21 protein-coding genes are annotated in these 23,167 nt (G+C 51.1%); 10 read left to right on the top strand and 11 right to left on the bottom strand.

Annotated features, from left to right (window positions below; translation table 11 throughout):
* Positions 1 to 84 precede the first annotated feature (84 nt).
* The 6 genes from fabG to F463_RS0101795 all read right to left on the bottom strand — a co-directional run bounded on the left by fabG (position 85) and on the right by F463_RS0101795 (position 4,865).
* Positions 85 to 825, bottom strand: coding sequence for a 3-oxoacyl-ACP reductase FabG (gene fabG, locus F463_RS0101770; protein ID WP_018985322.1), 741 nt, complete (start codon positions 823 to 825; stop codon positions 85 to 87).
* Between the two features lie 10 nt (positions 826 to 835).
* Positions 836 to 1,759 carry an ACP S-malonyltransferase gene (gene fabD, locus F463_RS0101775; RefSeq protein ID WP_018985323.1) on the bottom strand — a complete coding sequence of 308 codons (924 nt, stop codon included), beginning with the start codon at positions 1,757 to 1,759 and terminating at the stop codon, positions 836 to 838.
* A gap of 53 nt (positions 1,760 to 1,812) precedes the next feature.
* Complete coding sequence (locus tag F463_RS0101780; protein WP_018985324.1) at positions 1,813 to 2,754, bottom strand: beta-ketoacyl-ACP synthase III; 942 nt, start codon at positions 2,752 to 2,754, stop codon at positions 1,813 to 1,815.
* 48 nt (positions 2,755 to 2,802) lie between these two features.
* Positions 2,803 to 3,855 carry a phosphate acyltransferase PlsX gene (gene plsX, locus F463_RS0101785; RefSeq protein ID WP_018985325.1) on the bottom strand — a complete coding sequence of 351 codons (1,053 nt, stop codon included), beginning with the start codon at positions 3,853 to 3,855 and terminating at the stop codon, positions 2,803 to 2,805.
* A 141-nt stretch (positions 3,856 to 3,996) separates the two neighbouring features.
* The gene (rpmF, locus tag F463_RS0101790; RefSeq protein ID WP_018985326.1) at positions 3,997 to 4,176 is read right to left on the bottom strand and encodes a 50S ribosomal protein L32; all 180 of its coding nucleotides are present in this window, start codon (positions 4,174 to 4,176) and stop codon (positions 3,997 to 3,999) included.
* A gap of 182 nt (positions 4,177 to 4,358) precedes the next feature.
* A complete protein-coding gene (locus F463_RS0101795; RefSeq protein WP_018985327.1) occupies positions 4,359 to 4,865 on the bottom strand; it encodes a YceD family protein in 507 nt (168 codons plus the stop codon).
* A 332-nt stretch (positions 4,866 to 5,197) separates the two neighbouring features.
* On the opposite strand from F463_RS0101795, the gene F463_RS0101800 reads away from it, so the two are divergent.
* The 5 genes from F463_RS0101800 (at position 5,198) to F463_RS0101820 (ending at position 11,529) form a co-directional block, all read left to right on the top strand.
* Entirely contained in the window at positions 5,198 to 6,616 is a 1,419-nt protein-coding gene (locus F463_RS0101800) for an acetyl-CoA carboxylase biotin carboxylase subunit (protein WP_018985328.1), read from the top strand.
* Positions 6,617 to 6,656: 40 nt separating this feature from the next.
* Positions 6,657 to 8,504: a sodium-extruding oxaloacetate decarboxylase subunit alpha gene (gene oadA, locus F463_RS0101805; RefSeq protein ID WP_026295214.1), complete on the top strand. Its 1,848-nt coding sequence runs from the start codon at positions 6,657 to 6,659 to the stop codon at positions 8,502 to 8,504.
* Positions 8,505 to 8,561: 57 nt separating this feature from the next.
* A complete protein-coding gene (locus tag F463_RS0101810) occupies positions 8,562 to 9,161 on the top strand; it encodes a Maf family nucleotide pyrophosphatase (protein WP_026295215.1) in 600 nt (199 codons plus the stop codon).
* Between the two features lie 93 nt (positions 9,162 to 9,254).
* On the top strand, positions 9,255 to 10,691 hold the full coding sequence (locus tag F463_RS0101815) for a DUF4139 domain-containing protein (RefSeq protein WP_018985331.1): 1,437 nt from the start codon (positions 9,255 to 9,257) through the stop codon (positions 10,689 to 10,691).
* 124 nt (positions 10,692 to 10,815) lie between these two features.
* Positions 10,816 to 11,529 (top strand): SAM-dependent methyltransferase, encoded by a 714-nt coding sequence (locus F463_RS0101820; RefSeq protein WP_018985332.1) that lies wholly within the window; start codon positions 10,816 to 10,818, stop codon positions 11,527 to 11,529.
* Between the two features lie 5 nt (positions 11,530 to 11,534).
* On the opposite strand, the gene F463_RS0101825 is transcribed toward F463_RS0101820, so the two are convergent.
* On the bottom strand, positions 11,535 to 11,975 hold the full coding sequence (locus tag F463_RS0101825; protein WP_018985333.1) for a winged helix-turn-helix transcriptional regulator: 441 nt from the start codon (positions 11,973 to 11,975) through the stop codon (positions 11,535 to 11,537).
* Between the two features lie 213 nt (positions 11,976 to 12,188).
* Here F463_RS0101825 and F463_RS0101830 point away from each other — a divergent pair, with 213 nt between their 5' ends.
* Complete coding sequence (locus F463_RS0101830; protein ID WP_245545101.1) at positions 12,189 to 12,605, top strand: ester cyclase; 417 nt, start codon at positions 12,189 to 12,191, stop codon at positions 12,603 to 12,605.
* A 282-nt stretch (positions 12,606 to 12,887) separates the two neighbouring features.
* Positions 12,888 to 14,045, top strand: a complete 1,158-nt coding sequence (gene dinB, locus F463_RS0101835) for a DNA polymerase IV (protein ID WP_026295216.1) — start codon at positions 12,888 to 12,890, stop codon at positions 14,043 to 14,045.
* Positions 14,046 to 14,096: 51 nt separating this feature from the next.
* Here the strand turns inward: dinB and mutL are convergent, their stop codons facing one another.
* A complete protein-coding gene (gene mutL, locus F463_RS0101840; RefSeq protein ID WP_018985337.1) occupies positions 14,097 to 15,992 on the bottom strand; it encodes a DNA mismatch repair endonuclease MutL in 1,896 nt (631 codons plus the stop codon).
* A 35-nt stretch (positions 15,993 to 16,027) separates the two neighbouring features.
* Here mutL and F463_RS0101845 point away from each other — a divergent pair, with 35 nt between their 5' ends.
* Positions 16,028 to 17,551 carry a helicase-related protein gene (locus F463_RS0101845; RefSeq protein ID WP_018985338.1) on the top strand — a complete coding sequence of 508 codons (1,524 nt, stop codon included), beginning with the start codon at positions 16,028 to 16,030 and terminating at the stop codon, positions 17,549 to 17,551.
* Positions 17,552 to 18,391: 840 nt separating this feature from the next.
* Here F463_RS0101845 and F463_RS0101850 read toward each other — a convergent pair.
* Together F463_RS0101850 and argH are read right to left on the bottom strand one after the other, a co-directional pair.
* Positions 18,392 to 19,075, bottom strand: coding sequence for a hypothetical protein (locus tag F463_RS0101850; RefSeq protein ID WP_154650023.1), 684 nt, complete (start codon positions 19,073 to 19,075; stop codon positions 18,392 to 18,394).
* A 50-nt stretch (positions 19,076 to 19,125) separates the two neighbouring features.
* The gene (gene argH / locus F463_RS0101855; RefSeq protein WP_033413108.1) at positions 19,126 to 20,544 is read right to left on the bottom strand and encodes an argininosuccinate lyase; all 1,419 of its coding nucleotides are present in this window, start codon (positions 20,542 to 20,544) and stop codon (positions 19,126 to 19,128) included.
* A 91-nt stretch (positions 20,545 to 20,635) separates the two neighbouring features.
* On the opposite strand from argH, the gene F463_RS0101860 reads away from it, so the two are divergent.
* Positions 20,636 to 21,655: a sensor histidine kinase gene (locus tag F463_RS0101860; protein ID WP_018985341.1), complete on the top strand. Its 1,020-nt coding sequence runs from the start codon at positions 20,636 to 20,638 to the stop codon at positions 21,653 to 21,655.
* The gene (locus F463_RS0101865; protein ID WP_018985342.1) at positions 21,648 to 22,394 is read left to right on the top strand and encodes a LytR/AlgR family response regulator transcription factor; all 747 of its coding nucleotides are present in this window, start codon (positions 21,648 to 21,650) and stop codon (positions 22,392 to 22,394) included. The genes F463_RS0101860 and F463_RS0101865 overlap by 8 nt, the downstream gene beginning before the upstream one ends.
* A gap of 17 nt (positions 22,395 to 22,411) precedes the next feature.
* Here F463_RS0101865 and F463_RS0101870 read toward each other — a convergent pair whose 3' ends face one another.
* Entirely contained in the window at positions 22,412 to 23,080 is a 669-nt protein-coding gene (locus tag F463_RS0101870) for a mechanosensitive ion channel family protein (protein ID WP_018985343.1), read from the bottom strand.
* Positions 23,081 to 23,167: the final 87 nt, after the last annotated feature.

Genomic DNA, 23,167 nt, shown 5'->3' on the forward strand with positions numbered 1-23,167 from the left:
AAAATACCCCTTTGTTGATAAGTGTCGTGTACAGTAAACCGGTATTCTAGCAAAACTTGTCCAGAATACCAAAGAAACTAAATATTAAGCACAGTACATGCCGCCATTGACATGGATGGTTTCGCCTGTGATATAGGCGGCCGCAGGTGAAGCCAAAAATGCCACCGTAGCTGCAATTTCCTCAGCCTGACCCAAACGCCCCACGGCAATACGCTCCAGCATTTTTGCCTTGATCTCTTCTGGCAACTCAGCCGTCATGTCGGTATCGATAAAGCCCGGGGCCACACAGTTCACCGTGATACCGCGACTACCGACTTCTTGCGCCATAGACTTGGTAAAACCTGTCATACCCGCTTTAGCCGCCGCATAATTGGTCTGGCCGGCGTTACCCATATGACCCACCACACTGGAAATATTAATGATGCGGCCCTGACGGGCTTTCATCATAGGCCGCAATACGGCCTGACTCATACGGAAAACAGATTTCAGGTTGGTGTTGAGCACTGCATCCCAGTCTTCATCCTTCATACGCATCAGCAAGGTATCTTTGGTAATGCCTGCGTTGTTTACGAGGATAGTCACGTCACCATACTGTTCAGAGATTTGCTTCAATACCGCATCAATTTGTTCAGATTGCGTGACATCCAGGGCCATTCCCACACCATTGACACCCGCGGCCTTCAAATGCGCAGTAATCGCCTCGGCGCCACTTGCAGAGGTGGCCGTGCCAATGATAACCGCGCCCTGCTTACCTAATGCTCGTGCAATGGCGGCACCAATACCGCGACTGGCGCCAGTGACTAATGCTACTTGTTGATCAGACATCCTTATCCCCTTATTGTGCAACAAACGTTTGCACAGATTCATCACTAATCAGTGCCACACAGCTCATTTCAGCCACAATGCGCTTGGCCAAACCAGCCAACACTTTGCCTGGACCACATTCTGCTGCACTCAACACATCTTGCGATGCGAGCTGCTGTACCGTTTCAACCCAACGCACAGGACTATATAACTGGCGCACCAATGCATCTTTAATTTTGTCGGGATCGCTGTACGCTGCGACATCTGCATTATGCAGCACTGGGACCTCAGGTGCCTGTACATTTACATTCTGCAAATAATCACGCAATTTATCCGCAGCTGGCTTCATCAGGTCACAGTGGGATGGTACGCTGACAGGCAATGGCAAGGCCCGTTTAGCGCCTTTTGCTTTGGCGAGTTCCATGCCACGCTCAACCGCGGCTTTATCCCCTGCAATGACTACCTGGCCTGGGGAGTTGAAGTTCACGGCCTGCACGACCTGCCCTTGTGCAGCTTCGCAACACACTGTACGCACAGCTTCATCATCCAAGCCCAAAATAGCAGCCATCGCGCCCTGGCCTTCAGGCACGGCTTGTTGCATCACTTGCGCGCGGAATTTCACCAGTGGTAAGGCATCCGCAAATGAAATAGCGTTGGCAGCCACCAGGGCAGTATATTCACCCAGGCTGTGGCCTGCCATGGCAGCGGGCAATTTCCCACCCAGGGACTGGTAAACACGCCAGGTAGCGACACCTGCCGTGAGCATGATAGGTTGGGTATTTTCAGTGAGGTTGATTTCATCATTGGCTTCAGTAGCCATTTTCCAGAAATCAACACCAAGCACAGCAGACGCCTCATCAAAAGTTTTTTTGACAATAGCATGTGTTTCGAGTCCCTGCATCATGCCCACGGATTGTGAACCTTGGCCAGGGAAGAAAAAAGCAAATTTAGACATATATTTTCAGTGAGTTAACTAAAATCACGCATGTTGAACATGCCAGATGAGGATTAATATTTCACCAGGGCAGAACCCCAGGTAAAGCCACCGCCGAACGCCTCCATCAATAAGGTGTGCCCCCGCTGGATACGGCCATCACGTACTGCAACGTCCAAAGCCAGAGGAATAGACGCAGCTGAAGTGTTGCCATGGCGGTCTACTGTCACCACAACCTTATCCATAGGCATATCCAGTTTTTTGGCAGTCGCCTGCAAAATTCGGATATTGGCCTGATGTGGTACCAGCCAATCGATGTCGGACTTTTGCATGTGGTTGGCTTCCAGCGTTTCGTCCACGATCTGGTCTAAGGTATTGACAGCAATCTTGAATACCGGATTGCCTTCCATCACCACAGTATCAGGGCCATCAGGATTACGCGGGACATGTAGGTAGTTTTCATAATTGCCGTCTGCATGAATGTGCGTAGACAGGATGCCTGGTTGATCACTACTTTGCAAAATGACGGCACCTGCGCCATCACCCCACAGGATACAGTTGCTGCGATCGGTATAATCTGTAATACGAGTAAAGGTATCTGCCCCTATCACCAGCACGTTTTTATGCTGGCCAGAGCGGATAAAATGATTGGCAGTCGTGAGTGCGTAGACAAAACCGCTGCACACTGCTTGCACATCAAATGCAGGACAGCCAGCGATCCCCAATTTGCGTTGTACCATGGTGGCGACGCTAGGAAATAATTTATCTGGTGTCGTTGTTGCGACAATGATCAAGTCTATTTCTTGCGCCTGGATTCCAGCGGCTTCAATCGCATTGCGTGCCGCCTGGGTGGCCAGGTCGCTAGTAAGCTCATCTGTCACGCGATGGCGCTGCTTGATCCCAGTACGGGCGAAGATCCACTCATCAGTGGTATCAACCAATTTTTCCAGATCGGCATTCGTTAAAATAGTTGGTGGCAGGTAACTTCCAGTCCCTGCGATTCGTGCGTAAATCATTCGTGCGATTATGCCTTAATTGGTTCAAAAAACCTAACTAATCTAGCCTCAGGAAGGCTCGGAAGTAGTTAGGTGTTCAATTTCGAGCTGCGCCTGGATACGTTTCAATATACCGCTTTGCGCCTCTTCCATCGCCACATGGATGGCATGGTAAAAACCGACACTGTCGGCACCTCCATGACTTTTCACCACAATCCCGCGCAACCCGAGAAAGCTTGCGCCGTTATAGCGCCTTGGATCCAGCCGCCGCTTGAACGCTTTGAGCACCGGGAAAGCCCCCAGCGCCATCAACTTGGTCAACCAGTTACGCTTGAATTCCTGGGTCAGGAACTTGCCCATCATATGCGCCAATCCTTCAGTGGTCTTGAGCGAGACATTACCGACAAAGCCATCACAAACCACGACATCAGTCGTGCCTTTGAAAATATCGTCCCCTTCTACATTACCGTAGAAATTCAAATGGCTGCCACGAAGTAGCTCAGCAGCCTGCTTGGCAACTTCATTGCCCTTGATATCTTCTGAGCCGATATTGAGCAACCCGACGGTGGGATTAGGCTTATTGGTAAGACTGCTCACCACCATGGCACCCATAATGGCAAACTGGTATAAATGCTCTGGAGTACAGTCAGCGTTAGCTCCGAGGTCGAGCATAAAAGTGCTGCCCTTTTCAGAAGGCAAGGTTGAGGCAATGGCCGGACGGTCAATCCCCGGCAGGGTTTTGAGCACAAAGCGGGCTGTCGCCATCAAGGCACCTGTATTGCCAGCACTCACGCATGCTTGCGCTTCGCCAGTCTTCACCATATTGATGGCCACACGCATTGAAGAGTCTTTTTTGTTCTTCATGGCACTTTGCGGCGATTCATCCATCAGCACGACTTCACTGGCATGATGCACGCGTAAACGCGGGCTTGCTGCCACGCGCAAGACCTTTAATTCTGCCTCAATGGCTTCTTGCAAACCGACCAGGATGATATTGAGATTAGGATTTTCGTTCAGAATTCGAACAGCCGCAGGCACAGTCACATGTGGACCGTGATCTCCCCCCATGGCATCAATGGCAATCACTACTTCTTGTGAATGCTTATGTTGACCAGTTGTCATGTGATTTCCCAAGTTTATTTACCATTATTGCCCTGCGCAAAAAAACGTAGGTTGGTAAAAACGCAGGCTTACGCCAGATACACAAACGCCGCGCATTTTAGTGCGCGGCGCGTTTTAAAGCTTGTCGCTTTTATGCAGCGATTATTCGCCTTTTGCTGGCATCACTTTACGACCACGGTAAAAACCGTTAGGGCTTACGTGATGACGCAAATGTACTTCACCAGTTGTTGGCTCAATCGCCAATGGTGGGTTTGTCAAAAAGTCGTGGGAACGGTGCATACCACGCTTGGACGGTGTCTTTTTGTTTTGCTGAACTGCCATGTTATTGCTCCAAAATCAAACCGCCACACCTCAGAGATTGAAGTTTAAGGGCAGTTATATAAACTCAAAATGCTACCTAATCCGCAATTATAAAATATTCCAGAGACAACTGCAAATAAATCCTGCAAATATCGCTTTTTGTTTACTTTTTGCTTCTGAACACCCATCAAAACGCTACACCATTACTTGTCCAGTTTTAACTGCTTTAACACCGCAAACGGATTGGGCTTGTCGCCCGCCGTTTGCTGCAGATCCGTACAGGCCTCTTCATGCATCACAGCAATAGGCAGCGCCATCAGCAACTCATCCTCCACCAGCGACTCCACTGAGGTCTCCTCCTGTGTATCCAGCCAGTCCACCTGCTCGTCTTCCAACAAAGCTTCCGGCGGCTCATCGCACAGCGCAAACTCAAACTGCAAATCCATGGCTTGCGGCATAGGGGCAAAGCAGCGCTGGCAAACCAGGGGCAGTTCAGATTGCACAGCCAGCGCCAGCATGGGCAATGATACCCCGCCAAAATAGCGCGGAGGCAAACCTCGCACCTGGTATTGCACCCGTAGCGCCGACAAAGCGCCGGCATCGCTCACACCCAGCTCCTGTAAGGCCTCATGCAACCGGGGTAACGACGAAAGCATCAACTCGCCTTCTATTTTTTTTTGCTGCCGGGCCAGCTCCTGGTATCGTACCATGACCAAAAAATCTCATTTCAAATAAGCCCGATACTATAACAAACTCAACCTGTCTTGACGACCCGCAGGGCTTGAAGTCCAGCCGGAAATGATATTGCACTATTTAAGAGCGCGGTTTGTTGTTATAATAACGTCGCATCACACGGCGCTATTTTCATGGGCGCATTCATGGTGCCGATTTAAAAAATCGGCCATCCGCTCTGGCGGCCACGTTGGTGCAAAACCATAACCAAAGAAACTCAAACCGTTTTAAATACAAGCATTTGCTGGTTGATCAAACAGTTAAATTAACAAAAAGACTCTGTCCTTTTTTCTTGCTTTAAGGGTAATGTGTGTTTAAGAAAATTTTAGTCGCGAATCGCGGTGAAATTGCGGTACGTATTGTGCGCGCCTGCTCGGAAATGGGCATCAAATCGGTCGCCATTTATTCCGACGCTGACCGTCATGCCCTGCATGTCAAAAAAGCCGACGAAGCTTATAACATTGGTTCCGATCCTGTAGCAGGCTATCTGAACGCACATAATATTGTGAATATTGCCGTGGCTGCTGGTTGTGATGCCTTGCATCCAGGCTATGGCTTCCTTTCAGAAAATCCTGAATTGGCTGAGGTTTGCGCCCGCCGCGGCATCAAGTTTATTGGCCCAGAGGCAGACGTTATCCGCCAGATGGGTGACAAGATTCAGGCGCGTAACGCCATGATTAATGCAGGTATTCCCTGTGTACCGGGCAGCGATGGCAACCTCGAATCTGTTGACGCCGCCATCAAGCTGGCAAATAAAATAGGCTATCCAGTGATGCTGAAAGCCACCAATGGTGGTGGTGGCCGTGGTATTCGCCGTTGCGACAACGAAAAAGAATTATTAAGCAATTATGACCGTGTCATTTCTGAAGCCAGCAAAGCCTTCGGCAAGCCGGAAGTGTTCCTTGAAAAATGTGTGGTTCATCCACGCCATATCGAAGTGCAGGTGCTGGCTGATTCCCATGGCAATGTCATTCACCTGTTTGAGCGTGACTGCTCTATCCAGCGCCGCAATCAGAAGCTGATTGAAATCGCCCCGTCACCACAACTGACGCAGGCACAGCGTGAATATATTGGCGGGCTGGGTGTCAAGGCAGCCAAAGCAGTGGGTTATGAAAATGCCGGCACAGTCGAGTTTCTGCTCGACTCTGACAATAATTTCTATTTCATGGAAATGAACACCCGCTTGCAGGTGGAACATACTGTGACTGAAACCATTACCGGTGTTGATATCGTTCAGCAGCAGATCCGCGTGGCGGCAGGCCTGCCTTTGCAGTACAAGCAAAGCGAAATTGCGTTCCGTGGTTATGCCATGGAGTACCGCATCAACGCCGAAGACCCGCAAAAAGACTTCTTGCCAAGCTTTGGTAAGATTACACGCTACTACGCGCCCGGCGGTCCTGGCGTACGTATGGATGCAGCTATTTATAGCGGGTATGTCATTCCACCTTACTATGACTCCATGTGTGCCAAGCTGACGGTTTGGGCGCTGGATTGGGAAGGCGTGATCGAGCGCGGCCGTCGTGCGCTGAACGACATGATTGTGTATGGCGTCAAAACAACGATTCCTTATTACCAGCAAATCATGCAACATCCGGATTTCCGTGCAGCTGACTTTAATACCAGCTTTGTGGAACAACATCCCGAGCTGACGCAATATGACGTCGGATTACCGAAAGAATTGATGGCTGCGGCGATTGCTGCAGCAATCGCCGCCCACGAAGGCATTTGATTAACCCGCATTGCAGATATTTATTTAGATCGACCAGATTATGAGCAAAATACATGTCACCGAACTCGTTTTAAGAGATGGACACCAATCCCTGATTGCGACGCGCATGCGTACTGAAGATATGCTGCCAATCGCCAGCAAGCTGGATGACATTGGTTTCTGGTCCCTGGAAGCCTGGGGCGGAGCGACATTTGACGCCTGCGTACGCTTTTTGAAAGAAGATCCATGGGAGCGTTTACGCAGCCTGCGTAAAGCCTTGCCCAATACGCCTATCAATATGCTTCTGCGTGGCCAGAACCTGTTGGGTTACCGCCATTACTCGGACGATGTCGTCCACGCCTTTGTTAAACAGGCGGCAGATACCGGTGTGGATGTGTTTCGTATCTTTGATGCGATGAATGACATCCGCAACCTGACAACCGCCATCAAAGCCGTTAAAGCTGCGAAAAAACACGCAATTGGTACGCTGTCATTCACCACTAGCCCAGTGCATGATGTCGCCTACTTTGTAAACATGGCCAAAGAGCTTGAAGCGCTAGGTTGCGACAGCATTGGTGTGAAAGACATGGCCGGCCTGCTCACTCCAACCATGGCCGCTGAACTGGTGAAAGGCCTCAAGGCTGCCGTCAGCGTGCCTGTACACATGCACAGCCATGCCACCTCAGGCCTTGCCAGCATGGTATTGCTCAAGAGCGTGGAAAACGGCGTAGATATTATTGATACCTGCAATTCTTCTTTCTCCGAAGGTGCCAGCCATCCAACGACAGAGAGCCTGGTTGCGGCCCTGAAAGGTACTGAATACGATACCGGCCTTGATCTTGGCAAACTGCAGGAAATTACTGCCTACTTCAAAGAAGTGCGCAGAAAATACTGGCAGTTTGAAAGCGAGTTCACTGGGGTAGATACCCGCGTACTGGTTAACCAGGTACCCGGTGGCATGATTTCCAACCTGTCCAACCAACTGAAAGAACAAGGCGCACTCAACCGCATGGATGAAGTGCTGGCCGAAATCCCGCGTGTCCGTGAAGATCTGGGTTATCCTCCATTAGTCACCCCTACTTCACAGATTGTAGGGACACAGGCGGTATTAAACGTCTTGACCGGTAGCCGTTACAAATCCATCACTAATGAAGTGAAAAATTACCTGTTGGGCCAATATGGTAAAGCGCCTGCAGCGGTGAATGCTGATGTGCGCAAACAGGCCGTAGGCGATGCTGAAGTCATCACCTGCCGTCCTGCAGATTTGCTGCAACCAGAAATGGCCAGATTGCAATCTGAAGCCGAGCGTTTCGCCAATAACGAACAAGACGTACTGACCTACGCCATGTTCCCGGATATCGGGCAGACTTTCTTGCAAGAGCGCAACGCAGGTTCCTTGCAGCCAGAACAATTGCTGAGCAAAGAAGCCGTGACCCAGCAAACTGCCGCAGCACGTTATGCGCCTAACGAATTCAACATCACCCTGCACGGCGAGACCTACCATATCAAACTGACAGGTAGCGGTCATGCCGGTGAAGAGCGCAAGCCATACTATGTCAAAGTCGACGGAATCTCTGAAGAAGTGTTTGTAGAAACGCTGAGCGAGATGGAAGTCAGCGGGGGCAATTCAAACGGCAGCAAGAAAAAAGCAGCAGCGGTGGCTGCCAGCGGCCGTCCACGGCCCAACCATCCAGGCTGTGTCACGACTGCAATGCCAGGCACCATTGTCACTGTGAAAGTGAATGTCGGTGACAAGGTCAATGCTGGCGATGGCGTGCTGGTGATTGAGGCAATGAAAATGGAAAACGAAATCCAGGCCAGTAAATCCGGTACTGTAGTGGCGATCCATGTTGCCAAAGGTGACAGTGTGACCCCGGACGAAACACTGATTGAAATTCAGCCGGAATAATATCTGACTTGAAATGCTAAAATCCCCGAATCATTGTTCGGGGATTTTTTTATCCTGATGACTATCCCAACCTTAATTCTCGCCTCCTCTTCACGCTACCGCCGTGAAGTATTAGAAAAGCTGCATTTGCCGTTTGAATGCGTCTCACCCGATATTGATGAAACGCCATTAGCAGACGAGAGTCCGGAACAAACCTCTCTGCGATTGGCGGAGAGTAAGGCGCGCAAAGTAGCAGAAGCATATCCGAATGCACTCATTATCGGTTGCGACCAGGTCGCCACGGTCGATGGACTGCAAATAGGCAAGCCAGGCAACCATGACAATGCCGTCAAACAGCTGACCATGCTCAGTGGCAGGGAGGTGATTTTCCATAGTGCCATCTGCCTGTACAACAGCGCCAACCAGCACATGCAATCCACCATTGCGCCTTATTACGTCAAATTCAAACCCCTCACGCCAGTGCAGATCGAAACCTACCTGCGCCTGGAGCAGCCTTATGATTGTGCAGGCAGCGCCAAGTCTGAAGGCATGGGCATCGCCCTGCTCGAATATATGCGCGGGGATGATCCCAATGCCTTGATAGGCCTGCCGGTGATTGCGCTGGTCAATATGCTGCAACAAGCAGGGGTCGATATATTATCCGCGTCACGTACATAGCGCAAACTAAAGTCGTGCGTTAACTTTTGAACGGCTGCCGCGTTAAGGCAGTCTCAAGCGTACAAGCTTACAAACAAAAACGAGAGGATATTCATGCGACTCAGCTCCCTGCTGTTTTTTTCCCTGGGCAGTGTTTCACTCTATAGTTCACTGGCACAAGCAGAATCGGCCACCATCAGCCCGCAATCAGACCAAACCAGTGTTGCGGTGACCATCTACAACGAAGACCTTGCTTTGGTTAAAGACAGCCGTAAACTCACATTAGGCAACGGTTTATCTGCCCTGTCATTCCGCGATGTCAGTGCGCAAATCAAATCTGAAACCGCCCTGCTGCGCAGCCTGCTCCCGAACACCAGCCTGCAAGTGCTGGAACAGAATTTTGACTTTGATTTATTAACGCCGCAGAAACTGCTGGAAAAAAATGTAGGGCAGCAAGTCACCATCATTCGCACGAATCCAAGCACCGGTGCCGAAACCCAGGAAAGCGCCACCATATTGTCAGCGCAGGATGGGGTAGTACTCAAAGTCGGTAACCGTATCGAAACCGGCATTCCCGGCCGACTCGTGTACCCCAATGTACCTGGCCAGCTTAAAGACAGGCCCACGCTGACCACGCAAGTGCAATACAAAGGAGCTGAACAATCCAGCGTGGAACTCAGCTACCTGACTGGTGGCCTGCAATGGAAAGCCGACTACGTCGCTGAACTCAGCAGCAAAGAAGACGCCATTGACCTCTCAGGCTGGGTCACCCTGACCAATACCAGTGGCACGGCCTACCCTAACGCCAAAGTGCAACTGGTAGCGGGTGACGTCAACCGTGTACGCGAAGCCATCCGGCCCAAAACCATGATAATGCGTTCAGAAGCCATGGCGGCCGATGCGCCCATGCCGACCGAGCAAGGCTTATTGGAATATCATTTATACACCCTGCCGCGTGCCACCACGATTGCTGAAAACCAGACCAAGCAAGTAGCATTGCTCTCGGCACAGCATATTCCGGCCCGTAAGGAGCTAGTGCTCAGCGGAGCAGATTACTACTATCAGGGCCAGTATCGCGATATCGAGAAAAAACAAAAAGTACAGGTGTATGTCGAGTTTGAAAACAAGGAAAGCAGCAAGCTCGGTCTGCCATTACCTAAAGGCACCATGCGTGTCTATAAAAAAGATAACGACGGCACTGCGCAATTCGTCGGTGAAGACCAGATCGACCACACACCAAAAAACGACACGATACGCCTCAAACTGGGCAACGCATTTGATGTCACTGCTGAGCGTGTGCAAACCGACTTTAAAAACCTGAGCAAGCCCAACCAGGCTCAGGTCTATGAAAGCGCTTATGCCATCACCTTGCACAATGCCAAAAAAGAGGTGGTGACCGTGATCGTGCAGGAACCGATTAACGGTGACTGGAAAATTCTGAATGAGTCGCAGCCTCACAAAAAAACCAGCGCACATCAGGCCACTTGGAAAGTGACTGTGCCTGCGGAAGGTGAGGCTACTTTGAAATATCGCGTCCAGGTGAAGTACTAACCGTTGATCATCCCTGCTACATGGAAATGATGGCGGGGAAAGTTTAAAAAGCATTCTTGCACAAGAATGCTTTTTTATTGCCCGTCATGGGATAATCCAGCTTTCCGTATTTCTCGCTATCATTATGGCCGCCGGTACTTTATATTTTATTCCTGTTCCGTTATCTGAAGACACTACGCCACAACAAGTACTGCCGCCTGAAGTCGTACAACGGATGCGTAGCCTGCGCCACTTTATTGTTGAGAATGAAAAAACCGCCCGCCAGTTTCTATCGGCCAGCGGCCATCCTGGCCCTATCCGAGAATTAACTTTGGCTGTTTTGACCAAAGATACGCCTCCCAAAGACTTACCCAGGCTTTTGCAAGTGGTGCAGCAAGGCACAGACGTCGGTCTGATGAGTGAAGCAGGCTGCCCTGGCATCGCTGACCCGGGGGCCACCCTTGCCGCTGTCGCCCACCAAAAAGGCATACGTGTTGCACCGCTGATAGGCCCCAGCAGTCTGCTGCTTGCCCTGATGGCAAGTGGCCTCAACGGCCAGCGCTTTACCTTTTTAGGCTATCTGCCCAGCGATAAAGCCGAGCGCATCAAAACCATCAAAGGTATTGAGTTTGATTCCAGAAAGCAACAAGCTACCCAACTGTTTATCGAGACGCCTTATCGAAATCAGCATGTGCTGGAAGACCTGGTCGCCAACCTGCAAGCACAAACAAGGTTATGTGTCGCATGCAATGTGACCGCCAAGGATGAGCTGATCGTCACCAAAACCGTCGCGGACTGGAAGAAATCCCCTCTGCCTGACTTGCATAAAAAACCGACAGTGTTTTTGTTACTGGCATAAGGTATTCAAAAGCGAATGATCCTCACGCCTTTTGTTTCCTCGCTGAGCGCCTGCTGCTCAGCCTTGTCATAACGGTTCTGCGCTTCCAGCACCTCCTCAATATGCGTTTCAGACCATACCCGCAACGCTGCTAGCAACCCCACAAGCGTTTTCCCCAATGGCGTAATGGCGTACTCCACCCTTGGTGGTACTTCAGGGTATACGGTACGAGCAATCAGGCCGTCACGTTCTAACCCACGTAATGTTTGGGTGAGCATCTTTTGTGAGATCCCGCCAATCTGCCGCTGTAACGTACTAAAACGTTTGGTTTCCGTCTCCAGCAAACCCAACACCAGTACCGTCCACTTATCCGCAATGCGGTTCAACATCAGACGCGTCGGGCACGCTGCCTGATAGGCATTCCAGCTAAGCACGATTTGCAACGGTTGATCACTGTCTTTAGGCATGGCTTTCCTTTCTATGCAGAACTTATTCAGTCAGTATCAAGTGCATAAGTTACTTTAAGGTTCCTACTTACTAAAAGTAACTATTGAAATTATTATGCATACCGTCCTAACCACGCAAGCATTTTAAAAATGAAACGAAGACCAATGAAGCTATTTAAATCCCTACTCACCGCTTTGTTATTTACCACCCTGTTAACGAAAGGAAACCTCACTATGGCACAAGATCAAATCCAACAAAACAAACAACTGCTGGCAGACTTTGCCGATGCCGTTTTTGTCAAAAAAGACTTCACCAAACTGCCACAGTTCATGCAGCAAACTTATATTCAACACAACCCGTTGGTGCCACAAGGCTTAAGCGGATTTCAACAGTTTTTCGCTGACTGGTTTAAGGCTGTCCCTGACTGGGAATATCAACTGGAAAAACTGGTGGCTGAAGGCGACACCGTCTGGGCCTATGGCGTGTATTCCGGCACCCAGCAAGGTGAATGGTTAGGTATCCCCGCCACTGGCAAACATTACCGTATTTATGCCGTGGATATTTTCAGAATAGAAAACGGCAAACTCGCCGAACATTGGGATGTGCTGGATACTTACGGCTTATTCAAACAGCTGGGCGTGATTCAGTAGCTTTTGATATGAAAATAAGGCCTACCCAGTTAGGCCTTATTGAACTTAGAGAAACCCTTGATGCCATCACTTTGAACAAGATTGGGCACCATCTTGTCACAACAATCCAGGCAATGATGATTGCCCATCAACGATCAAAAGCATTCATGCAAAGCATGCTTTTTTATTGCATGACATGGGATAATCCAGCTTTAGATATTCCCCAATATATTTGGCTAGTGCTTTATATTTTATTTTGCATACCTGATGCTCCATCTTCTGCCAGGCTTCTAAGTCCTTGATATGCCAGACCAGGAAACCAGACGCATCGCACATATTGATATGGATGCCTTTTTCGCATCTTGTGAATTGTCGCGTTACCCCGAGCTGAAAGGTTTGCCCATGGTGGTGGCCGGGACTTCCTCACATACTCCAAGGATCAGGGAAGATGGCACCCGCGAATTCTCGCGCTTGCGGGATTACACAGGCCCCGGTGTGCTAACCACTGCCACTTATGAAGCGCGGGCGCTAGGCCTCAACTCTGCCATGCCGACCATGCGAGCAGCCAAACTCGCGCCTGATGCGATTTTGTTACCTGTGAATTTTGAACTGTATCGCCATTACTCACGGCTCTTCAAAGAGGCAATTCGTAGCGTTAGTCCACTGGTTGAGAATATCGGCATTGATGAAGTATACGCCGACGTATCCACGCTGCCGGGCGATGCCACCGAGATCGCACAACGGTTAAAATCTGCCGTATTTGCCGCCACCAGCCTGACCTGTTCAGTCGGCATTGCACCAAACAAACTACTGGCAAAATTATGCTCAGAAATGCAAAAGCCCGATGGCATTACGGTGATCACCATGGCAGATTTACCTAGCCGTATCTGGCCCATGCCAGCAAAAAAGATCAACGGTATAGGCCCCAAAGCCAGCGCAAAACTCGCCTCACTGAATATCGATACGATAGGTGAGATTGCCTCCATGAGTGAAGCCTGGCTGGTACAGCATTTTGGCAATAGTTATGGCAGGTGGTTGCATCGTGTTTCGCACGGGCAAGACGACAGACCGGTGGTCACAGAAAGCACCCCGGTTTCCATGAGCCGGGAAACCACTTTTGAACGCAATTTACACCCGTTACGTGACAAACCAGTGTTAAGCCAGGCCTTCACTCTCCTATGTGAGCGCGTCGCCAGCGATCTTCAGCACAAGGGCTATACCTGCCGGAAGATCGGCATCAAGCTACGCTTCGATGATTTCAAAACGGTCACTCGCGACCTGACTTTACCTGCCCCCGTGAGCGACGCAAAATCATTACGGCATGCCGCTGGGAAATGTCTAAAAAGGATAGACTTAGGCAAGAACATCCGCCTGTTAGGTGTAAAAGCAAGTGGACTGATACGCGCTGATAACTCCCATAATATCCAAGAGCAGTTTATGCTGGATTTTACCTTTGATTGAGAGTGAGCTAACACCCATTAAACTAATCTCAAAACGGTGAAGACCGCTCAACTACTGTCCACGCATAAACATCTTATCCAGATCATTCAAACTCACCTGGAACCAGGTAGGCCTGCCATGGTTGCACTGACCGCTTCTTTCAGTTGCTTCCATGTCCCTTAGCAAAGCATTCATTTCTGTCAGGGTGAGTTGCCGATTGGCTCTGACGGCCGCATGGCAGGCCATAGTGCCTAAAACTTCATTTTGCCGTTCAAGCAATACACGGCTAGCGCCATACTCATGCAAGTCGCGCAATACGGCACGCGCTAGCGCGACAGCATCTGCATCTTGCAGCATGGTGGGTACCGCACGAATAGCGATGGTAGTGGGTGATAAAGTGGCTAAATCAAAGCCGAGTTGTTGCAAGGTGTCGCTGCCATTCAAGCTTTGCAAGGTAGCAACCTCAACCTTTTCTGCATAGAAACTGATGGGGATCAGCAAAGGTTGTGTGGAAATGGCCTGCTCGCTCAAGGCATTTTTCAGGCGTTCGTACATGATGCGTTCATGAGCGGCATGCATATCGACGACGACCAGACCCTGCGCATTTTGCGCAAGGATATAAATACCGTGTAATTGCCCCAAGCCAAAGCCGAGCGGATATTGCTGAGGTGCTTGAGCATCACTTTGATCTTGGGCCGTTGACGAATCAATGGATGACCCCGGATTGATAAGTGCTTCAGCTACATGCCCACCTTGCACATGATCCAGATTCAAATCAGGTTTTAAATCCCCATACAATTGACCATAAAACTGCTGGGCAACTGCTGGGCTGCGATTGACCGCCCTATCGGACTGATAGTCAAATACCGAGCGGGTTTGCAAAGGCATTTCCACCTGCTCTTGCGGCATGCTAAAAGCAGGTGCGGCAACTGGCCTGAATGGATTAAAGGGTGCCTGTAACGGCTGGCTGGCGTGAATCTCGGCCGAAGTCTTTCCTAACGCCTTGTGCAGGCTATGAAAGATAAAGCGATGTACGGCTTGCGATTCGCGGAAGCGTACTTCGGTTTTGGCCGGGTGTACATTGACATCGACCAATGAGGGATCCAGCTCCAGAAACAGGACAAAGGCCGGATGCTTGTCGCCATGCAAAACATCCTGGTAAGCCTGCTTGATGGCATGCGCGATGAGTTTGTCACGCACAAAACGTCCATTCACAAACACATACTGGCTATCCCGGCTGTGGCGCTGGTATGTAGGCGAGGCTGTCATGCCCCACAGGCGCAGCCCCCCGCTCTCTTCTTCAAGCCATATACTTTGCGCAGCAAACTCACTCCCGAGCACATCAGTAATGCGTTGCTGCGGAGTATTGGCCGCCAGGCGTGAAATGGCTTTGCCATTGTGCTGCAATAAAAAACCCACATTGGGGCGTGACAATGCCACCCGGGTAAAGGCATCTTCACAATGACCAAACTCGGTACTCTCGGTTTTGAGAAACTTGCGGCGTGCCGGCGTGTTAAAGTACAAATCATGCACTTCGACGATGGTGCCTGCATCTAATGCCGCAGGGCTGATATTTTGCTGGCGTGTGCCTTCGGCGGCGATTTGCCAGGCATGACTGGCAGCCTGCTGGCGGCTCGTCAGCACCGTGCGTGAAATCGAGGCAATACTGGCTAAGGCCTCGCCACGAAACCCCAGGCTGCCGACTTGCTCCAAGTCTTCCAGGCTTTGTATCTTGCTGGTGGCATGGCGAGTCAATGCCAGTTCAAGCTCATCCTTGGCAATGCCGTGCCCGTTATCAGTCACTTTCAGTAACTTCATGCCACCCTGCTGCAAGGCGACCTGTATTTGCGTGCTGCCCGCATCCACGCTGTTTTCAAGCAGTTCTTTAAGCGCTGAGGCCGGGCGCTCAACCACCTCACCGGCGGCAATTTGACTGATTAACTGATCGGGTAAGAGTTTAATTTGCATCTCGCCATTCTACCCGTTTTGCTAGAATGGAGGCCATGTCGCTTTCCGATTTTCAGGCTTACCTCAGCCGTTTCAACCTCGCCCGCAAGTTGCGTCGCCAGCATCATTTTTATGTGGGCCCAACCAACTCCGGCAAAACTTACCAGGCCCTGGAAACCCTGCGACAAGCCAACTCTGGCGTTTATCTCGCCCCGCTACGGCTGTTGGCAATGGAGGTACGTGACCGCTTAACGCAAGCCGGTGTGCCGTGCAACCTGGTGACCGGTGAAGAGCGTATCCTGATGCCAGGGGCGCAACATACGGCTTCAACCATCGAAATGATGCGCCCAGACCATGCCGTCGATGTGGCGGTGATAGATGAAATCCAGATGCTGATGGACCCCGACCGCGGCAGTGCCTGGACAGCCGCATTGCTGGGCGTACCCGCAAAGCAGGTATTTATCTGCGGTGCCAATAGCGTGACCGAAAGCTGCACCCGGCTACTCGATGCCTTGCAAGAACCCTATACCCTCACCTACCTCGAGCGTATGACCCCGCTCATGATTGAAGATGCCAGTATTTGTGGTGAGCGCTACCATGCTGCCAAGTTGCGCAAAGCCTTGCAGCCCGGCGATGCCATCATTGCCTTTAGCCGCAAAGACGTACTGACATTGGCTGCACGTATCCGCCAGTGGGGCTTTCAGGTCGCCACCATTTATGGCGCCCTGTCACCCGAAGTCAGGCGCGGCGAATCAGCCCGCTTTGCCAATGGCGAAGCGCAGATACTGGTCGCGACAGACGCCATTGGCATGGGCCTGAACCTGCCTATTCGCCGCGTGATTTTTGCCAACATCCACAAATTCGACGGCGTGGCACCGCGCCCGCTCAATGCCACCGAAATGCGCCAGATTGCCGGGCGCGCAGGCCGCCATGGTTTATATGACACCGGTTATGTCACCGTGCTCGAAGATGACGAGCAATGGCACCTGCATGAAATGCTAGGCTGTGATGACACCGTCGCACCCTTTGCCTTGCCTATTACCGTAGGCGGCGGCGATATTGAAGCACTCAGCCAGCAAATCCCTACCTGGCGGCTGGCAGAATGCGTGGAAACCCTGCATGCGCAGTATCAACGCCAATCTGGCGCGACCGCATTGCAATGGCATGTCACGCCCTTGCAATACCAACAGGCGTTATTGATTGATGAAACGGCCCCCAAACTAGCGATGCGCGATAAATTCAGACTGATGTGCGCGCCATTGGCGATACAGGTGCCGATTGCACGGGATTATTTTGTGCAGTGCATACAAGCGATAGACAACTATCAGCCTCGCCCATTGCCGCTCATGCCGGAATGGTTGAAAGGCCAACAGGCAGAATATCTAGAACAAGCAGAACTGATTTGCCAGCACCTGAGTTTATACAGCTGGCTGGGCTATCAATACCCCAAGATTTTTCGGGATGGTGACTTGGTGGATGAAGCGCGCAAGAAACTCAATGGGTATATCAGCCGGGCGCTACGGGTGCAGGCGGGATATGGGAAGACACAGAGGGAAACGGAATTGGGGCAATATCGCTGAAAGAATACTGCGCGGTATTTTCATTGAACATGGGCATCATTCAGTAGATGTTTGATTGTTTAGATAAATGACTGTTATGTTTCGTCTTTAGGCGATCAATCTTGCCTACGCTTGTTGTCCATTAGAAAGTCGCAGGGGAGCATGTATGCCTACTCGGATTAGTGTTTGTTTTATGTAATGTTCTTTTTTCGCCTATAGGCGAGTTACTTTTCTTTGCTTGCCCAAGGATAAAGTAACCAAAAGAAAGTGCACCCTAGCTTCCGCTTGTTTCCTGCGTTGCTCGTCAGCGTGGGCGGCCAACGAAACTCGCCCTAGTGGCTTGCACACTGCGCAAGCCACCGCGGATCTCGGACAGCCGCTGGCCGACACCTCCCACGCCGACTGCGCTACTCGGCGCGGCAGATAGGGGCCCGAAAACCCATGAGAGCCACCGTTGGCGTATTGAATAAAAGAATTATTTTTTTGAACGGTCCAAACTTCTACGCTCGTAGTTTGGCGAGACAAATCCCATTCCATCACGCTGAGTAGCGGAGACAAATTAAGGGAGAAGGGAGCGACTGTCTGAGCTCCTCAACAGCTCACGTTTTGTGTGAGCTGTCAGGGCGAGTTTCGTGACCGCTTACTTTGTTGATAACTAAGACTGCAAAGCAGTCTGTTACGGCGTAGGCTAACTCACGTAGCGATGTTAAGCGTAGCGGCCGTAGCCAACAACGCAAGGGAGCCGAAGGCCGTGATGGCTGGGTGCCCTCTTCTTTGGTGACTTTCTGTGGGGCAAGCAACAGAAAGTCACTCGCCTAAAGGCGAAATTAAATCACTCATGATCTTCTAAGCACACAAGAGCTACTGCTTAGGCCGTCGCTCTTCCAAAACACCCCAAACCAAACTCAACACCAGTAACAATAGCGCGCTCAATACAATCAATGCCAATTGCGGTGCTTGATAAAGCTTGTTCAGCGGGGTGTTAGCAATCGCTTTTGCATTAGCTTGATAGGTATCCAACACATGCGTTCTCACGGCCATGACACGGCGCGTTAAATGATCCACCGAAAAGGAATAGCCTTTGGATGCCGGTAATTCTGGAAGGTGCACGCTTGGCAGCGAAAGCCCAGGCAAATGCCACCACGAGCTTTGCTGGGCGTCTTGTGTAAGCTGCACACTCATCACCAATCCCGGGGTGACAAAGGTTTGCGGATCGACTTCATCGGCTTTTTTAATGCGGTGGGTGATGGTATGCAGGGTCTGCGCATTGGGTACGGCGATTAATTGCGCAGACTTGGCCGTCTGGTCTGCTTTGAGCAGGATGCCGCGGCTGCGGCTCAGGGTCAGTGATTGTTGTACAAAGCGTTGCTGGAGGACGGGGCTTTGCGGGTAGAGTTTGGCGGCGAGGCTGTTGACGCTTTCACCAGGTAGCAATGGCCAGAGCATGGATTGCTCTTGCCTGGGATTGGCGATACCAAACGCGGCCTGCACGGGATGGCTGAATAGCCGGAGCGTCAGGCCGAGAACGATTATCACGCCTGCCATCATCACCAACGATGATCTGAGATTCCATTGGTGAGGATGGCGGGGAATCATCACTGCCCTAACTGTACTCTGGCTTGCGCAATGGCGCGGCGGACTTGTTCTGGCGCGGTGCCGCCGGTGTGATTACGACTGGCCACTGAGCCTTCCAGCGTGAGGACTTCAAACACGTCGTCGCTGATGGTGCTACTAAACGCCTGTAACTCAGCCAGGCTGAATTCGGCCAGGTCGCGGCCGGATTCCACACCCGCTTTCACGGCATGTGCAACGACTTCATGTGCATCACGGAAAGGCATGCCTTTTTTCACCAGGTAATCGGCCAGGTCGGTGGCGGTTGCAAAGCCTTCCAGCGCGGCCTGGCGCATATTGTCGGCTTTGACGGTGATGCCACGCAGCATGTCGGCGTAAATCTGCAAGGTCACCAGCAGGGTGTCAGCCACGTCAAACAGCGGTTCTTTGTCTTCCTGGTTGTCTTTGTTGTAGGCCAGTGGCTGGCCTTTCATCAGGGTCAGCAAACCAATCAGGTGACCGTAAACACGGCCAGTTTTGCCGCGCACCAGTTCCGGTACGTCAGGGTTTTTCTTTTGCGGCATGATGGAGGAGCCGGTACAGAAGCGGTCGGCAATATCAATAAAGCCAAATCTTGGGCTCATCCATAGAATCAGCTCTTCGGAGAAGCGTGACAGGTGCATCATCAACAAAGATGCGGCTGCATTAAATTCAATGGCAAAGTCACGGTCAGAGACGGCGTCCAGTGAGTTCTGGCAGACGCTATCAAAGCCCAGCAACTCGGCCACCAGTTCACGTTTGATCGGATAGCTTGTGCCTGCCAGTGCGGCGGCGCCCAAGGGCAGGCGGTTGATACGCTTGCGGGCATCGGCAAAACGCTCTGCATCGCGGTTGAGCATTTCAAAATAGGCCATCAAGTGGTGACCAAACGTCACCGGTTGCGCCACTTGCAGGTGGGTGAAACCAGGCATGATGGTGGCGGCGTTTTGCTCAGCCAAATCCAGCAGTGAAGTTTGCAGGGCGCGGATACCGGCAATCGTGTCATCGACCACGCTGCGCAGCCATAAGCGCACATCGGTGGCTACTTGGTCGTTACGTGATCTACCAGTGTGTAAGCGCTTACCGGCATCGCCGATTTTTTCGGTCAGGCGTTTTTCAATATTCAGGTGTACATCTTCAAGGTCGAGCAGCCACTCAAACTGACCGGCTTCAATTTCAGTCAGGATCTCACCCAAACCACGTTTAATGTCTTCTACATCTTGCGCTGAAATAATCCCTTGCGTACCCAGCATGGTGGCGTGGGCAATCGAACCCTGAATATCGAATCTGGCCAGGCGTTTATCAAAATCGACGGAGGCGGTATAACGCTTGACCAGCTCTGCCACCGGCTCATTAAAGCGGCCGGACCAGGCTTGGTCCTTTTGATGCAAAGAAGACTGGGTTGTCGGTTTGGATGCGGTCAAAACAAAATTCTTTCTGCCAAAAAGGCTGGCTTGCGCGACAGGCGCTGAATACTTATCATGCTGGAGCCACATTATAAATGAACATCACGCTGTGCGTAAAACTAGCCGCATTCCCAATTTTCGCAATCTGGGCATACACTTACGTGTACTGTTGCTGCACCTTTGTTTGTTGGCGTTGCTGACGGTGTATGACGGCCCGTCCGGCTGGAATGTGTCTTTATGGCTCAACGACCTGGCCCAGATTGGCAGCCACTGGGCGCCACCGCTGTTAATAGTGATGGGCGCACTCACACTGGCTTACCCTTATCTTAGCCGCTGGCCATACCGATGGGCGCTTGCGAGTATTTTCCTGCTGGCGATCAGCCTGACCGCCTTGTCCGCGTTAGCCTATCATCGCTGGATTACGCCGTTAGCCACCGCGCAAGTATGGCAATTGATATTGCTATGTGTGGCAGATGTGCTGATGTGTTTGTATTACCTGGATTTATTGCAACGCGCCTATTCCCCTGCGATTGCCGAGGCCCGGTTACAGGCCTTGCAGGCGCGTATCCGGCCCCATTTCCTGTTTAACAGCCTCAATGCCGCGTTATCATTGATACGCAGCCAGCCACAGCGTGCCGAAAACGCGCTGGAGGATATGGCAGAGTTGTTTCGTGTGCTCATGGCCGACAACCGGGACTTGGTGCCGTTGTCGCAGGAAATTGCCTTGTGCCAGCAATACCTGAACATCGAAAAATTGCGGCTGGATGAGCGTTTGCAATATGACTGGCAATTGTCTGATATTCCGCCCGAGATTATGATCCCACCCCTGATTTTGCAGCCTTTGCTGGAAAACGCGGTCTATCACGGGATAGAGCCGCAATCACAAGGTGGCCTCATTGGTATTGAAATTCGCCCCAGTGGCAAGAGTTTGCTGTTGCGTATCAGCAATCCTTTGCCACCACGCAGTGACAAGTCTGGCGGTAATAAAATGGCCCTCAAGAATATCCGCGAACGTTTGCGCTTGCATTATGACCTGGAGGCCCAGTTGCGGCAGTATGAAGCCGACCAGCGGTACATTGTAGAAATCCTGATCCCGACGCGGCCGATGTCGGAGGTGGTGCATGGCTAAGCAGCGTTTGCTGATTGTAGACGATGAGCCATTGGCCAGGCAGCGTTTGCGTGACCTGGTGGGCGATGTGGCTGGCTATGAGGTCATTGGCGAAGCTGCCAATGGTTTGGAGGCGATCAATCTGTTGCAAAATCAGCCAGTGGATATTGTGCTGGTGGATATCCGTATGCCAGTGATGGATGGTATAGAGCTGGCGCAACATCTGCGCGGTCTGGAGACACCTCCAAACCTGATTTTTACCACCGCTTACGATCATCATGCCTTGCAAGCTTTTGAACTCAATGCGATTGATTATTTGCTTAAGCCGATACGTAGTGAAAGGCTGGCAGCTGCCTTGGCCAAGGCACGACCTTTGCAAACGGAGCAATCGCAGGCCTTGCAACCTTTGCAGCAGACACATGCTCATTTGAGCATACAGGGGCGTGGCAGGATATTACTGGTGCCACTCGAGGACGTCCTGTATTTTCGTGCCGAGCTGAAATATGTGACGGTGCGTACGCGTGACAAAAGCTATTTGTTGGAAACCTCACTCAACCAGCTTGAACAAACCTATGCCACGCAGTTTGTGCGCATACACCGCAATGCGCTGGTGGCGCGTGCCGCGATCAACGGATTTGAAAAGCAAAGGATTGCGGAAGGCGAGGATGCAGGTGATGCGGTGTGGGTGGTATTGATTAAGGGTATCCCGGAGACGCTGGCGGTGAGCCGCCGTCATCAGCATATGATTAAGGCCACCTAGGTGGCCTTTTTTACTATTTACTTTTTCTTCTGCGCCTGTTCAATCACCTTGGCTGCCCAGTCGCGGCCCCCGAGTCCAAAAGCAATCGCTAGCGCCAGGAACACGGCACCAAACACAATCACAAACAGGGAGTGGATCAGCTGCATGCCTATACCCAGTTGTTCCAGCGCGATGAAAATCGCCAATATCTGGATACAGTATTCGGCAGAAGTACTGATGATCAATGCCTGTTCAAACTTGATGCTATGTAGCCAGGCAAACACCAGACGGTTGATAAAGCGGGCAAACAGCGTACCAAAAATCACCACCAGAATAGCCACAATAATGTGCGGCAGGTAGCTGGCCAGTTCTTTCAAAAGTGCTGCGACTTCGTTGAGGCCCAGGGAATTGGCGCAAGTGATGACGAACAGTAAAATCACCAGCCAATAGAGTACTTCACTGATAATGCCGCTCAGTGTCACTTTGTAATTGGCGCTACGCATAAACGCTTCGAGGCCGGAGCTTTTCGCAAAAGTATCAAAGTGCGTCAGTTCAAGAATACGCTTCACGCCTAGCCTGACAGCTTTGGCCACCAGCCAGCCAAAAAACAGGATGACGATGGCAGCAAGCAATTTGGGTACAAAATGGACTAACTCGACCCAGAATTGATTCAGTGAAGAAAGGAAAATGTCGATTTGGTATTGCATGGATAGTTCCTCCATTTTTATCATTAAACAATGACTTTTCTAGTCACTTCTGGATTGCTGTTTTTTGCCAGCATAACTCAAGATGAC

The organism is Methylophilus methylotrophus DSM 46235 = ATCC 53528, assembly GCF_000378225.1.
Classification (GTDB): Bacteria; Pseudomonadota; Gammaproteobacteria; order Burkholderiales; family Methylophilaceae; genus Methylophilus; species Methylophilus methylotrophus.

What these genes read in the sequence shown, in the direction of transcription:
- fabG (WP_018985322.1), bottom strand. Translation starts at nt 825, where the DNA reads ATGTCTGATCAACAAGTAGCATTAGTCACTGGCGCCAGTCGCGGTATT.
- fabD (WP_018985323.1), bottom strand. Translation starts at nt 1,759, where the DNA reads ATGTCTAAATTTGCTTTTTTCTTCCCTGGCCAAGGTTCACAATCCGTG.
- F463_RS0101780 (WP_018985324.1), bottom strand. Translation starts at nt 2,754, where the DNA reads ATGATTTACGCACGAATCGCAGGGACTGGAAGTTACCTGCCACCAACT.
- plsX (WP_018985325.1), bottom strand. Translation starts at nt 3,855, where the DNA reads ATGACAACTGGTCAACATAAGCATTCACAAGAAGTAGTGATTGCCATT.
- rpmF (WP_018985326.1), bottom strand. Translation starts at nt 4,176, where the DNA reads ATGGCAGTTCAGCAAAACAAAAAGACACCGTCCAAGCGTGGTATGCAC.
- F463_RS0101795 (WP_018985327.1), bottom strand. Translation starts at nt 4,865, where the DNA reads ATGGTACGATACCAGGAGCTGGCCCGGCAGCAAAAAAAAATAGAAGGC.
- oadA (WP_026295214.1), top strand. Translation starts at nt 6,657, where the DNA reads ATGAGCAAAATACATGTCACCGAACTCGTTTTAAGAGATGGACACCAA.
- F463_RS0101810 (WP_026295215.1), top strand. Translation starts at nt 8,562, where the DNA reads ATGACTATCCCAACCTTAATTCTCGCCTCCTCTTCACGCTACCGCCGT.
- F463_RS0101815 (WP_018985331.1), top strand. Translation starts at nt 9,255, where the DNA reads ATGCGACTCAGCTCCCTGCTGTTTTTTTCCCTGGGCAGTGTTTCACTC.
- F463_RS0101820 (WP_018985332.1), top strand. Translation starts at nt 10,816, where the DNA reads ATGGCCGCCGGTACTTTATATTTTATTCCTGTTCCGTTATCTGAAGAC.
- F463_RS0101825 (WP_018985333.1), bottom strand. Translation starts at nt 11,975, where the DNA reads ATGCCTAAAGACAGTGATCAACCGTTGCAAATCGTGCTTAGCTGGAAT.
- F463_RS0101830 (WP_245545101.1), top strand. Translation starts at nt 12,189, where the DNA reads ATGGCACAAGATCAAATCCAACAAAACAAACAACTGCTGGCAGACTTT.
- dinB (WP_026295216.1), top strand. Translation starts at nt 12,888, where the DNA reads ATGCCAGACCAGGAAACCAGACGCATCGCACATATTGATATGGATGCC.
- mutL (WP_018985337.1), bottom strand. Translation starts at nt 15,992, where the DNA reads ATGCAAATTAAACTCTTACCCGATCAGTTAATCAGTCAAATTGCCGCC.
- F463_RS0101845 (WP_018985338.1), top strand. Translation starts at nt 16,028, where the DNA reads ATGTCGCTTTCCGATTTTCAGGCTTACCTCAGCCGTTTCAACCTCGCC.
- F463_RS0101850 (WP_154650023.1), bottom strand. Translation starts at nt 19,075, where the DNA reads ATGGCAGGCGTGATAATCGTTCTCGGCCTGACGCTCCGGCTATTCAGC.
- F463_RS0101865 (WP_018985342.1), top strand. Translation starts at nt 21,648, where the DNA reads ATGGCTAAGCAGCGTTTGCTGATTGTAGACGATGAGCCATTGGCCAGG.
- F463_RS0101870 (WP_018985343.1), bottom strand. Translation starts at nt 23,080, where the DNA reads ATGCAATACCAAATCGACATTTTCCTTTCTTCACTGAATCAATTCTGG.